Below are 12837 nucleotides of genomic sequence, written 5' to 3'. Positions count from 1 at the left end.
CGCTGATACCGAAGTCGGTCGCAATCTGCTTGATGGTGACGCCGCTCTCACGGCTACGAGCGACAGCGACGACGTCCTCGCGGAACTCTCTGGGATAGGGACCGGGCATGATGACATCCTTCCCGCCAGCGCCTCCCGGCACCAACGATCAGTTGTCACCGATTCCTTCCTCACGCCCGTTCGACCCATCGTCTGGACCTTTCGAGGTTCTCGCAGTCACGTCTCCAGTTTCGCCAAGCGTGGTTAGAAGCTGCGTCGCGGTCAATACTTCGTATGGACGCGAGGTCACATATCCGGCCGGCGTTAGGTGGCGGGTTACGAACCGAGTCTGGAGGATGTGCCCTCTCGCACCTGGAGGTGCGGCGATTCCGAGCTTCTTCGCTATTTCTTCGACGTGGGGCTTCAATTCTGCTTCCTTGCGTGCGAGCTGAGTCGCATAGCATGGCTTGATTCGGCCCTTGCTCTCCGAGTCACTGTAGAAGGCCCGCAGCTGGCGCGCTGTCTCCGCAAAGGCGTAAACGGATGCGGGGTCTTTCGCCTCGATCAGCCAGATGTTCGGATCGCCGCTACGCCCACAAACAAGGTCTACTTCTGTCGTCAGCTCCGGGACGCCCAGACGAGCGTGGTCGCCAGGCTTCACGCGCGCGATGGTCTTGAACCCGACTTCTTGAAGCTGCCGCTCAAGTGTCCGCTCGAACGCCTTGTTCCTCCCCGATCGTCTCTCAGCAAGAGCCTTGGACACCTTGTCAGGCACCTCGCCCGTCCAGGGAAGAACGCCCTGCGTCAGGTGATTGTTGTAGACGCTCAAGGTTGTCAGGAGATACTGCGGAGCGATCAGGATGGTGCCATCCAGACGCCTTACAAGCGGTTGAACAAGTAGACGATGCCTGCGGGTACGTGTTTGCCACGGCTCCCAACTGCTGGATCGCAGGATGTCCGAGGACACTGTAAGCATTTGAAATGCGTGCCGAAGACGCAACCGCTGTTCTTCGTCGGGATCACCGGCTGCTTCAAAGACCCAGCTAAGAGCCTCGTCCTCTGAGGCGAATGTGATGCTTCTGCCGTCGTTGAATGAATCCCACTGAGCGAGCGCCATCAAGACTATGAAGAGATCGGAAGTGGACGCGCCGAAGGATTCCAGCATCGCTGAGTCAACGGCGTCCTCAAGTCCTCCTGCGCCTGCCTCGTCGTCATCGGGCACGGGGCCGAGGCGGATAGTGGCCGCCGCCGTGTTAAGAGATCCCCCTTCCAACACCCATGAATCTTCAGTCGCGTGCTCGTCGTCTTTGAATGTGAGCTCGTATGCAGAACTGATCTCGATGATCGCGGGAGCGACCCGATGATGCAGCCGCTCGCTCAACGTCGTCATAGTGCGATATGCATCTGCTGCCGCTAGAAGCGCACTCCAGCTTTGAGGCGTAACAGGCTGCTGCCCACCGACATCCAAGTCCAATCTCAATGCGGCTTCGACGATGACCTCGTTGCACTGCCGTAGTTCGAGCGTTTCGCTGGCGAGCTCGGCCATGCGCGCCACTGGATCCCACTCCGTGCTCAGATTCTGGGCGACGCGGGTCAGGTTTCCTTGTTCTTCCTGGAGGTGGTCATAGACACGATTGAGCTGCTCCATTCCCGTGGCGACGATCACATCGGTGTTGTGCAATGTGATTCGATCGTTGAGCTGTTCCAGAGCTGCGGGCGCGAGATGTGTCCTGACTAGCGCATTGGCTTCGATCCCGCGGTACTCGCCTGGTTGTATGCCCGTCGCATGCAAGCGACGGGCGAAAGAAGCAGTTGCTGCTGATCCGTCAGACGGGCTCAGCTGCCAGGGCCTCGGCAGATGGTTGAGTTTGGTTCGCGCGGTCTTCGTCTCGAGTATCAGGAATGGTCGGCAGGTGAGCCATTCGCGTCCGATCTCTTGCGCAACACTGTCACCGACGCCGCCGTACGCAAGAAGCTGTTCGAGGGCGTTGGCTGTGAGCGCATTGGCTGCGAAGGGTTTGCCGTCCGCCTCCTGCACGAACTCCTCCAGGTCGAAACTCCAGAGCGCCACGTGCGGAGCACCCTCCGTTCTAGTCCACGAAGATGAGAACTCAACCACTTCATCGCCTCGTTCAACCGCCCGAAGCCAGAGCCGATATCCGCCGGTTCCGAGGTCTTCGTGCGCACGTCGCCACGACTCACCGATTGCGTCGAAAGCGAAGATGAGGCCCCCACAGACGTCGAACAGGAACCGATACTCCTGGCCATCCGTCCAGTCCGGGTCGGACCTGACGATTGCGATCGGAGGCGTGATGAGAGGCAGGGACCAGCCGATGCGATTAGGTGCATGGTGGGTTCCCCGTCGATAGTCGTATTCGCTCTCGGGGCCAAGGAACGATACGGACGCGACGTTGCCGGATGAGATTTCGGCCATCTCCGCGTGCCGCAGCGGCGGTAGCCCTGTTCCATGAAGCGCGACTTCTAAGCGCGAGAGAGCGACCGCGCGCTCCCACTCGGCTTCTCCTGCGTGCGCCTCGAAGTACATGTGGGTTGGGCTGATCCCGCCTTTGAAGAAGGTCTTGTCGTTTGTCCTCCATGGTTCCCAGTAGTTGATTGCTTCCCAGCCGAAGCTGGATGGGAACTCTGGTGAGCTCAAGTCACGGACGAATCGATACAGGTCGTCGTCAGCTGTTGCTGTCTCCGCAATCCAGGTGAGGTCTTCCAGTGCGAGGGTTGCTTGGCCAGGAGCCTGAGGTGCCATCAGATGGGATGTGCCTGCGACGATGACAAGCGGAACAACGCTTGCGCCGGGGAGCAACTTGATGGTGCCACCACCAGCGATCTGTGCCGAGATCGGGCCGTCGGACGGGTCATGGTCCCGGACGCGGTCTGCCAGCGTTACGCACGCCGGCGACGACGACCCTGTTCTAGGAAGGTCTTCTGTGAAGAGGATCGATACCGCGATGAAGTTTGGCCCGTCGACCGGAACGAGCCACTGGATTTCGTTCCCTGTCAGTGGAGGCGTCTCATCGGGTGGTTTGGGCGGCGCCTCGACCAAGGTATTCGAGAACCGCCAGAGTGCACCGCGGATCGCATCGATGCAGGAAGCCCGGAGCGCTCGCCTAGCGTGGTTATCACGTTCAAGGCCATCGACAAGTTCCGTGACCGCGTGAGCAAGCACTTCGGGGACATAGGTCGGTGGCAGCCATCGATAATGCGGGCCAGCTGTTGAGAGACGATAACGCAGAGTCCGCCCGAAGGGACTCGTCGGACTTTCGTGGTTGTACTTTGCCGAGACCGCCGGCGAGGTCATCCATTCAAGCGCAAGCAGATCCGCTTGGTCTAGTTGGAGCGACTCGAGCGGGTCAGCGGAAACGAGCTTGCCGGCGGCGTCCAGCTCGTTGACTGGAATCTCGATTTCGTCGCCGAGTTCGATGTCCGGAGCCGGTTGCCACTCCGGCAGCAGAGCGTTCAGGCAGTAGTCCACGTACCTGAGCGCTACTCGGACCACATTGGCGATGCCAAACTTGTGCCGCCGCACAAGTCGATCGTCTACCGCGTCGGCAAGTCGCAGAGCCCGGGAGAGGTCGGCTATCGGCCTCTCGATCAAACCTGGCACATAGCGCAGCAGTTCGTCATCGACTCGGACGGTCGCGACATTGGTGGGGTCGGTCGAGATGTAGTCCTCGTGCATGACACCGATGCCCTTGGACTCAGCCGCTATATCAACCAGCTCCTGTGCGTCAGGCAGAGGCTCGCTTGAATGCGCGTTGGAAGCGGAACTCGCGCGGAGGCCCGCGGCGAGCGCCACGCCGATTGATGTGGCCCGGTGACGAGCGGACGGTGAAGAGGCTGCCGCAAATAACGTGGCCCACAGCTGGTCAGGGCCGAACCGACAATAGGTTTGCGCAAGTTCATCGAGTTCGGGCGCCACGGGCTTGGCTTGAGCGCGCTTCGGCTTTCTCGCTTTACTTCGCCCCATGCCAGCCTCCAAGTCGATGTGGAAGATACGACATCACTTGCCGTTCGACTCTGCCGCAGCCGGACAATGCGCCCGCACGCGGAGTTATAGCGCCGTGTTTCACCAGATTTGATGCCTCGGAATGTCCGGCGTAGTTATTGACGGCCGCGCCGTCGGGTGCTGTCCCCGCAGTGAGTGGCGTCCGCATGCGTCTCGGCCTCAATACCAGTGAGGCGCCGAGACGCCACGTGCTCGCAGCCTTGTCCTCGCACGCTGCACTGGCCGGAGCGCTCCAAATCGCGTACGGATGGAGTCGTACACGTCGGTTGTTCCCGATTCGTCAACGACCGAGACGAGGAGCGCGAAGGGAATCTTGGTCGGTGAGTTGTCGAGAGCTCCGCTTCGGCGCGCGACGTAGGACAGCTCAAGTCTTGGAAACTCGGTCTCGCTGGGCTTCAAGGTCACTCGGTAGTGGCGGACGGTCTCCCACTTCCCACTGTCTCGCAGTTGCGCTTCCGAGGCTCCCGTCTTTGCGGCGCCGAGCGTCTTGGTGACGGGTTCCTGGCTAGGCGTCCATCCTTGGGCGAGGAGCGCACGTGCCCTGTCGCCACCGATGTCCAGAGTCTGCTTCTTGTCAGGTAGCCCTTTCGGCGGCGTGAATGTGTGGATTCGATGATGCGGTCGTAGAACGAGTTCGAGAGAAGCACTGGTGTACTCGGTCGGCTGCGTCGGATCGACTGGTGATGCGTAGGCGAGCGTGATTTGGAGTTGCACGTCGGTGGTGGCCGGATCGGCGACAGGGACTTGATATCCGAGGAGGTCACCGCGCTCGATTTCATCGATGAACAGGATATGTGCCTCGTTGGGTGCGCAGTCCAGTACCTCATCGAAGCTGAGCAGCTGACGCCCGTAGCCCACCTCATCGCGGAGCTTCGCATGGTTTCTCGGGCGTTCGGCGAAGTGGGTGGTGAAGGCTCGGAGGACGCTGCTATTGACGCGAGGAAGCCTGGTGACGAGGTCGGCGAGGGCGTGCGTTGTGACCGGTGCAGCGAAACTTGTTCCGGCTGCTTCAAGGAAGCTGCCATCTGCTCGAACAACGTTAAACATCCGACTGTCGCTGCCGCCGAACTGGACACCGAGGGGCTGGACGCGTGCTCCGTGACGGCCAGGCCCCATCGACGAGTATGGTGCGCGCGTCCACGGCTTCTCCGGAGCTGGGGCATCGCATGCGCCGACAGCCACCCCGTTGGCCATGTCGGCCGGTACCTGGACGCGATGGAGGCCGGTTATCTGGTCCTGATCGCCGTCATTGCCGGCGGCGACGACGAACAGTACGTCCTTCTCCCAAGCCAGCTGATCGAGTTCGCTCGTCCATCGGTTCGGCTCCATGTCGTCCTCGACAGCGAGGGTCGGCCCGAGGCTGAGGTTGACGAGGCGATGTCCCTTGGCCTCGACTTGCTCCTTGATCCGGTCGAGAACCCAATAACCTTCAAGGTCTCCGGGAATGTTCGGGGCCGGGAGCACTCGGTAGCTCTCAACGGGAAGTGGCGGCGTTGGAGCTTGCTGTCCGGGTGCGACGAGACCGTAAAGAACGGCTCCGGTGACGCCTGTGCCGTGATCGAGTTCGTCTTGATCCGGCGCTTCTGGTGTGAGGTCGTGCGTCGGGATAGCGAACAGTGAGCCGTTTCTGCGGGTCGTGTCCACGCCCCCGTCGAATACCGCGACCGAAACGCTTGAGAGGACCGGTTGATTCGTCGGCGGCGAGGTCAGTCGCTGCACACTGCGAGTGCCGAAACGCGGTCGGGGTCGGATCGCTGGCATCGGACGTAGGACGCGCAACGGATTGAATCGCGCAAGAGAGGACGCCCGCTCGACGTCAAGGCTCACCGGGGTGAAGGTCAACCCGCCGACACGTCGAACGTAGTCACGGTGAACCTCGCCGCCTTCGTCCAAGATGAGCGCGAACCAGCGTTCGAGTGTTTCCTCATCGAGCGGTATCGATTCACCAAGTCTCGAAGTGCGCGGGTGCAGGACCGCTTCCCAGACTCGCCGCGGGGTGGAGTCGACCTGCGTATCGGCGGCTTCCGGCGCCCGTAAGACATCGGATTGACGCGGCAGTGAAATCTCGCTGAGCTCGCGTATCTGTGCGAAGGCTTGCTGTTCGGTCCGGTTCCGTCCACCTTCCGTGATGAGCCGCCGGAGTTCACCCAGGCCGCTGTCCGAGACCGTGAAGATGAGCCGTCGCGTCTGAGCTTCGACGCTCTTCGCTTTCGTCACGTACAAGCCGACATCTGCCCGCGAACCGACCGGAGATGCGCCTACCTGAGCCAGGAGCTCGGTCGGAAAATACGATGCCGCTAGATAGTTCGGGAGCAGCTTGGCCTCGACGTAGACACGGTCACTTGCCCGAAGTGTCTGGGACAACGTCGCAACCGCTTCGGTCGCAGCGACTATCTGGGGAGCGAGAATGCTCTGCGCCTGCTCGATGGTCTGCGGTTCGTGCTTCTCACCACCACCGGAGCGAGGCGCTTGAACATCAAGTTTCAGTGCTTCTCCATTTACGAGAAGCGGTCGCGATACAGCTTCATTGCTTCGCACGTCCGCCACGCTGGACTCCTTCTGCTCGTTTGATACCGACGGCGACGGTCGGATGGCTCACACCCACGAGAGAGGCGATTTGTCTGTTCGACATCCCCAACTTGTCCCGCATGGTCAAGAAGAGCCTGTCACGGTGAGGTCCAGCGTCCCCGATGTGACGCGCCAACTGGCTAAGAAGCTCATCTGTGACCGCAGAGCCGTTGAGGATCGATCGTCTGTGCGCAAGCGACCAAAGCCGCGTGAGGTCGGAGCTCGTCGTCCCAGAAGTGAGCTCGGTTGCGAGAACGAGAGCGTCCGCGTCGACGCCCTCGAAGCCCGTGGCGAGGTTGTCCAGAATGGCGCGTCGTTCTTCGTCCCCTGGAAGAGACAGAACGAGAGAGCGGTCGAAGCGCCGCTCAACTGCCGTGTCGAGGAGTTGCGGGTGATTGGTCGCTGCGATCAGCAGACTGCTGTCGTGCCACCGGTCGAGTTCGACCAAGATCACATTGACAATGCGCTTGAGCTCACCGATGTCAGAATCGTCGTCCCGGCGCTTAGCGATGGCGTCGAACTCGTCCAGGAGCAGCACGCAGGGACCGCTCTTCGCGTAATCGAGAACGGACTTGATATTCCGTCCGGAGCTCCCGAGGTAGCTGGAGACAACGGACGACAGATCAAGGGACAGCAGTGGCAGTTGAAGCGACTGAGCGAGCCAGCGGGCCGTCATGGTCTTGCCGACACCGGGGGGTCCGCTCAGGAGGAGCGTACGAGTGAGGCCTGCGCCCGCTCGTCGCAACTCGTCCGCACGACTACGCTCCAGCAGCACCTCACGGAGTTCGACCATCACGTCATCGCCGAGGACGAGTCCCCCACCATCTGGCAAGAGGTCGATGTCCACCAGCGGTTGCGCGCTGTCACCCTCGGTCGGGACGGCGCCCGAGACGTAACGTAATTCGGTCGCGTCTGAACCCGCTGCGATTGCCTGATGCACGGCGTCACGAAATGACTCGGTATCCTGGACGCCGGTCGGGACCGACCGCATCAGTCGTGACGCGAGCTGCCGCACGCCCGCACCATGGCCACGCGTGCCAACGCGAACGAGGTCGACCACGGCACGCTCGAGCCCATCGAGAGCGTGGTAATTCTTATTCCCTGCTGTCGCCATGCTTACCATCCTAACGAAGCACCTCGCCCCCTGAGCGTCAGGTGCACCCGGTAAGACCATGCCATGAGGCACCGACACTTACCGGCCGCAGCCTTGCACCCGCCGCAGGGCACGGAGCTCGCGGACATCAGTCGAAAGCTCTGGAAGAGACCGATACTCGATCTGCCCGAATGGCGTCTCGACGCGCGACGGCTCCCTGAATACGGGCACGGACCAGCAGGATCACGGCGATCGACCCGTTGAGGGTCAGCTTGATCGAGTTCCACCCGCACAGCAGCACTACGAGGTTGAGCCAGCCGCCGCCGCCGGCCTCGATAGTGGTCACGCACCAGTGGGCGGCGAGAAAGTACGGGATCGCGAAGAGCATCGCGGGGATGCCCCAGCGCAGGCCTCTGCGGGTGCGGGTGGCGGCGATGAGGAGGTTGGTGGGCGCGTAGCTGAGGATGTCGCGGGTGCGGACGCTGGCCGCCCAGATGAGCCGGAACATGGGCACAGTCCTTCCAGGGGTTCGGCGACAAGAACCTGAAAGGACCGCCCGTAACGTGTGGGGTGGTCATACCGTCGCGGGGAGCGACAGCACCAATATAGAGGCCGCCTCGTCATCCACTGTAAGACGACGCCCTGACATCGGGAAGAGGAAACCGGAGTCCCCCGGGTTATGTCGGCGCTCGTCCCTAGGCTGGAATCATGACGTTCACTGCTCTGCACCGCGCTCTCGGTCGTGTGCCGTCGCCGCTGACCGATGACCTGCTCGACGCGGCGGTCGCCGCGGGGGTCGCGGAGGCGAATGATCTGGACTGGAAGTCGGAGCTGCCTCCAGCGAAGGGGTTGCCGCAGACGGACTTCCCGAAGGACGTTGCTGCGATGGCGAACAGCGGCGGAGGTGTGATCGTGTTCGGTGTGCGCGAGTCCCAAAAGGCGGCGACCGCACGAGTTGATGTGGGTGAGTTCGATGAAGCGTATGAGCGCTCGATGAGGAGCGCTGCGTTCACTGCGATCTCGCCGCCGGTCTTTGGGCTCAACGTGCATCGTCTCGGGGACGAGGAGAATCGGGCTGTGGTGGTGGAGGTGTTCGCGAGCGTTGACGGGCCACACCTGATCTACAAGAACGACTACTTCGCGGCACCGATGCGTAACGACTCGGACACGGTGTGGATGAAGGAACGGCAGATCGAGGCTATGTACCGTGCTCGGTTCGAGGAGCGTCGGCATGCGACCGAGGCTCTGGATGCATTGTTCCAGGAGGCTGCCGCCGGTAGGGACTCCGACAAGCGTGCCTGGCTGATCGCGGTTGCCCACCCTCGCATTCCTCGGTTCCGTGGGCGGCTGACTCGGGAGGAAGCGCGAGCTGTGCTGACGAAGACCGTCGGGCTGGCCCTCACCTACGCCGGGCGTGGTGGCATCCACCCGTTGGAGAACGTGGATCGTGACAACCCGCGTCCGGGATTGCGCCGTTGGGTGGCCGTGAACAATGCGACCGGCGAACGCTCGATGTGGCGGGAGTCGTGGATGAGCATCCACCATGACGGCTCGGTGACGGTGGCCGCGGCCGTGGGCGGGCATCGCATGAGCAGCGATGCGTACTTTGAGGGATGGCAGGTGGAGTCTGTTGCCATCGAGTGCGCGATCGCCGATCTGCTGGCGCTTGCGAGGACGGCAGCAGAGACGACGGGTAACGATGAGTATGACGTGCGCCTTGGGATCGAGTGGGTCGGCGAGGAGCCGCTGATGATCCTGACGAAGGACAACATGGGCTTCACCTACGACGGCGTTTCAGTCCCGCTGCACCACTACACGCCGGTCGAGACCACAGTGAACGCAGCCGAGCCAGCGCTCGACTTCTTCTGGCACGTTCATGACTTCGCACAGGACTGCGTTAATCAGGGCGGCGTCTCGAATGTGCTGATGATTCAGCCGCCTGCTCGCGATTCGTTGGCGTAGTCGGGTTCCCGCGGACGCCTCACCGAGTCGAACTCGCCCCGACTCGGTGAGGCGTGGGGTTTCGTGCCTCGTATGTCAGACAGTGGCGTGCAGGGCTTCGGGTTCCAACGCCCAGTCCCGCACGCCCTTGCCTTCGGCGAAGCGCCACTCTGCGCGACACTTCTCGCAAGCGATCCACACGTCATGTTCGCGGAAGCCGGGGATGTTGTCGTGCTCCTCGACGATTGCCCCGCTGCCGCACGGGCACAGATACTCGTAGCGCTCCGTCGTTCCAGAACCGGCGCCCCAGCCTCCGTGATCGTGCGTGTCTCCGCCGATCGGCTCGGTGCGAATAGGCGCCGCCGACGAGGGGTTTGTCCGCATCCACTCGGCGATCGAGATCACCACAGCGTCGTAGGCCTCGGGCGAGTGCGAGACCTCATGGAAGATCGCTAGAAGCTCGGCGGCACTACGAGCGATGCGGTGGTCGCTGTCTCGGACTCCGGCCGAGTAGTCGCCCGTGAGGTCACCGACGACGTCGTTACGCCCGACCTGCTGAACGAGCCAGTCGTGGAAGGGAGCAGGATCGTTCACCGGCTCCGGCCGAATCCAGTCCTCCGTGATGAGCTCGCCAGCGCCCGCCCGAGCAAGCGCAGCGCGCAGGTGATCGTACGCGGCGGGACGGTAGTGATCGGCTTGTGGCTGGGCGTACCCGGAGCCGACCATCCGGCGCACGTAATCATGCTCGCGCTCGGACACGCCGATCAGAACGTTCGGGCCGTCCCCATCCGGGTCAGCGATCGGGAACCCCAACGCCGCTGCTGCCCAGATCAGTCGCCCATTGGAGACATATGAGCAGTGCGGGCTGAGGAACCACTCCGCAGTGTGCTTCAGAGAGTAGCTGCCGACCTCCGGAGCCTCGGAACCCGCGGTCGGTCTGAACATCCGGAGCATGTCAGTGATGAGGGCAAGCTGGATGTAGTCGGTCTTGCCGTCGAAGCGCCATGGCGAGTCTGAGCGGACACCGTTCTCGCCGAGGAAGGGGTCGCCGCCTTGTGCGCCGACCAGCTCGTGATCGTTGAGGGTGACGATCAGCCGTCGCGCGCTGACCCGCGGACCGAGGAAGCCCTGGGCCAGCGGTGAACTCATCTGTCGCAACGCGGAGGTGTAGTTCGTGCCGGTGAATCTCGACCAGGCACGCGCGTCCTGCTGGAGCGCACGACTCGGAGTGTTGTTGCTGGGGGTCATCTCAATCTCTTGTTCCGGGCTGTGCACCCCACGCCTACCAGCCCTGTGACATGAGAGAGATCTCGAACCAACAGGTACTGCTTCTCTGGATTCCGCGTCGGCGGTTGTCCTCGGCGTCTTCGTCGCGTGGGGACTCAGACTCGGAGACAGGCAGTCCAGACTGCCTGTCTCAATAGTAGACCCGGCTGGTCGTCAGGGCTACAGCATCGGGCCGACCCGTGTTGACCCCGTGCGGATGGCCGGCTCCTGTGACTGCCCTCCGGCATCGAGGATTCTCCGAACTCGGTCAATCGCTGCGCCGGCGCGTGCAGCGTCGATCTTCTGCGCGTCGTCCTGGGCCTGGGTTCCGAGCGGGGTGGGGTCGGTGATGGCGTAGCGGTCGCGGTAGGCGGCGACGGTGCGGGCCCGGGGGCCGGAGCACCGTCCTGCGCGGACTCTGGTCCACTCCACGGGCACCTTCTGGTGCACTTCGCGGGCGACGACGCCGCACTAGATCGGTCCACTTCGACGGCGACCTGTTCGAGCGGATCAAGCGAGTGGACCAGCCAGTGACCAGCCCGAGAAACGACGAAGCCCTGGTGAAAGTTGCCTCTCACCAGGGCTTTTTGTCGGGATGACAGGATTTGAACCTGCGACCCCTTGACCCCCAGTCAAGTGCGCTACCAAGCTGCGCCACATCCCGTTGTTTAGTTTTCGTGCTGCTCCGCCGCTCTAACTCACCTGACCCCCAGTCAAGCGCGCTACCAAGCTGCGCCACAGCCCGTGGACGACCGCGCTTTCGCGCAGGCAACTCCCCTATCCTAGCCGACGCGAACGGGCCTCGCGAACCAGGCGCACACCTTGGCGTTTTCCGGGCGTGGCGCGCACCAGAGGCACGGGATCATTGCCGATGTCCGACGCCCGGCGTAGCGTGCGAACATGGCGACGATCACCACAGAGCGGGCGACGATCGAACGATGGGGCGACGTGCAGCACGCCCTGTCCGGCGGCGGTGACGGGCGCAGCTGCCAGTGCATCTGGCCCGTCGTGCGCAACAAAGATTGGCAGTCCACGTCGGTCGACGAGCGACGCGACCTGCTGCACGACGAGATCGCCACACGTCAGACGCCCGGGCTCGTGGCATACGTCGACGGCGAAGCCGCCGGGTGGATCCGCGTCGGGCCACGCACCACCCAGCTGCGCATCCTCAACACGCGTTCCATCGTCGGCGCCACGACCGAGCCCCTCGACGACGACTCCGTATGGGCGGTCACGTGCTTCGTCGTGCGTCGCGAACACCGCGGCACCGGTCTCAACGCCATCCTCCTCGAAGCCGCGATCGACCACGCCCGCCAGGGTGGCGCCCGACTCATCGAGGCGTATCCGGTCGACAACACCCACGGCACCCACCGCGCGAACGACATGTTCCACGGCGCGCTCACCACGTTCCTGGCCGCCGGGTTCACCCACGACGCCACCCTCACGGGCGGCCGAGTCCTCGTGACGCGCCCGCTGCACGACTGATACGTCACCGCAGACCGCTACGGTGGCGCTATGACCTCCGCACACCCGATCATCGACGACCCGGCCCTCGGCCGGCTCACCCGAGCCGAGACGACGCTCGACGACGGCGACACCGTCATCCACGACTGGTACGCCGCCAGCATCCCGCACGACGATCGCGAACTCGACCTCATCGTCGACGGCGCCGACATCGATGCCGTCCGCGCCCTCCTCCCCCGCGCCCGTGCACTGGTCACCGATATCGACGGCATCCGCCGCCGAGCCGCGGATGCTGTCTTCACGCGCTTCAGCGACGCAGACCCCACACCCGCCGAGCTCGACGCCGGCGCCACCGACCTGCAACTCGACGCGATCGAGGTCACAACCGACGAGACCGTGCTGCACTTCACCGACGCGTGCGGTGAGCACTTCCCCACCGGATACTGGCCCGCCGCGCACCTCAGCCCCGACGGCGAGGTGCAAGACGTCACCGTCGAGTCATGAA

General features: G+C 63.1%; 9 protein-coding genes and 1 tRNA gene. 3 read left to right on the top strand and 7 right to left on the bottom strand.

Going from position 1 to position 12837, the window contains the following annotated elements:
* Positions 1-148: 148 nt before the first annotated feature.
* From ACLD0U_RS14360 to ACLD0U_RS14345, 4 genes are all read right to left on the bottom strand, one after another.
* Positions 149-3913 carry a hypothetical protein gene (locus tag ACLD0U_RS14360; RefSeq protein WP_410341024.1) on the bottom strand — a complete coding sequence of 1255 codons (3765 nt, stop codon included), beginning with the start codon at positions 3911-3913 and terminating at the stop codon, positions 149-151.
* Between the two features lie 246 nt (positions 3914-4159).
* A complete protein-coding gene (locus ACLD0U_RS14355) occupies positions 4160-6547 on the bottom strand; it encodes a S8 family peptidase (protein WP_410341023.1) in 2388 nt (795 codons plus the stop codon).
* Positions 6525-7682, bottom strand: a complete 1158-nt coding sequence (locus ACLD0U_RS14350; RefSeq protein ID WP_410341022.1) for an AAA family ATPase — start codon at positions 7680-7682, stop codon at positions 6525-6527. The genes ACLD0U_RS14355 and ACLD0U_RS14350 overlap by 23 nt, the downstream gene beginning before the upstream one ends.
* 127 nt (positions 7683-7809) lie before the next feature.
* Positions 7810-8169, bottom strand: coding sequence for a sulfate permease (locus ACLD0U_RS14345; RefSeq protein ID WP_410341021.1), 360 nt, complete (start codon positions 8167-8169; stop codon positions 7810-7812).
* 236 nt (positions 8170-8405) lie between these two features.
* On the opposite strand from ACLD0U_RS14345, the gene ACLD0U_RS14340 reads away from it, so the two are divergent.
* Positions 8406-9623: a helix-turn-helix domain-containing protein gene (locus tag ACLD0U_RS14340; protein ID WP_410341020.1), complete on the top strand. Its 1218-nt coding sequence runs from the start codon at positions 8406-8408 to the stop codon at positions 9621-9623.
* A gap of 75 nt (positions 9624-9698) precedes the next feature.
* Here ACLD0U_RS14340 and ACLD0U_RS14335 read toward each other — a convergent pair whose 3' ends face one another.
* The 3 genes from ACLD0U_RS14335 to ACLD0U_RS14325 all read right to left on the bottom strand — a co-directional run bounded on the left by ACLD0U_RS14335 (position 9699) and on the right by ACLD0U_RS14325 (position 11532).
* The gene (locus ACLD0U_RS14335; protein ID WP_410341019.1) at positions 9699-10850 is read right to left on the bottom strand and encodes a hypothetical protein; all 1152 of its coding nucleotides are present in this window, start codon (positions 10848-10850) and stop codon (positions 9699-9701) included.
* Positions 10851-11048: 198 nt separating this feature from the next.
* Positions 11049-11300, bottom strand: coding sequence for a hypothetical protein (locus ACLD0U_RS14330; RefSeq protein WP_410341018.1), 252 nt, complete (start codon positions 11298-11300; stop codon positions 11049-11051).
* A gap of 158 nt (positions 11301-11458) precedes the next feature.
* Positions 11459-11532 (bottom strand) — tRNA-Pro (locus tag ACLD0U_RS14325).
* Positions 11533-11768: 236 nt separating this feature from the next.
* On the opposite strand from ACLD0U_RS14325, the gene ACLD0U_RS14320 reads away from it, so the two are divergent.
* Positions 11769-12353 carry an N-acetyltransferase family protein gene (locus tag ACLD0U_RS14320; RefSeq protein WP_410341017.1) on the top strand — a complete coding sequence of 195 codons (585 nt, stop codon included), beginning with the start codon at positions 11769-11771 and terminating at the stop codon, positions 12351-12353.
* A 30-nt stretch (positions 12354-12383) separates the two neighbouring features.
* Positions 12384-12836 (top strand): hypothetical protein, encoded by a 453-nt coding sequence (locus ACLD0U_RS14315; protein WP_410341016.1) that lies wholly within the window; start codon positions 12384-12386, stop codon positions 12834-12836.
* Position 12837 lies beyond the last annotated feature (1 nt).

Source organism: Microbacterium sp. 2216-1 (assembly GCF_046507855.1).
Classification (GTDB): Bacteria; Actinomycetota; Actinomycetes; order Actinomycetales; family Microbacteriaceae; genus Microbacterium; species Microbacterium esteraromaticum_C.
The sequence above is the reverse complement of the archived record's forward strand: the minus strand, read 5'-3'. Positions and strand labels throughout refer to the sequence as shown.

Coding starts and splice junctions, on each gene's coding strand:
- ACLD0U_RS14335 (WP_410341019.1), bottom strand. CDS start 10,850: ATGACCCCCAGCAACAACACTCCGAGTCGTGCGCTCCAGCAGGACGCG.
- ACLD0U_RS14320 (WP_410341017.1), top strand. CDS start 11,769: ATGGCGACGATCACCACAGAGCGGGCGACGATCGAACGATGGGGCGAC.
- ACLD0U_RS14345 (WP_410341021.1), bottom strand. CDS start 8,169: ATGTTCCGGCTCATCTGGGCGGCCAGCGTCCGCACCCGCGACATCCTC.
- ACLD0U_RS14315 (WP_410341016.1), top strand. CDS start 12,384: ATGACCTCCGCACACCCGATCATCGACGACCCGGCCCTCGGCCGGCTC.
- ACLD0U_RS14350 (WP_410341022.1), bottom strand. CDS start 7,682: ATGGCGACAGCAGGGAATAAGAATTACCACGCTCTCGATGGGCTCGAG.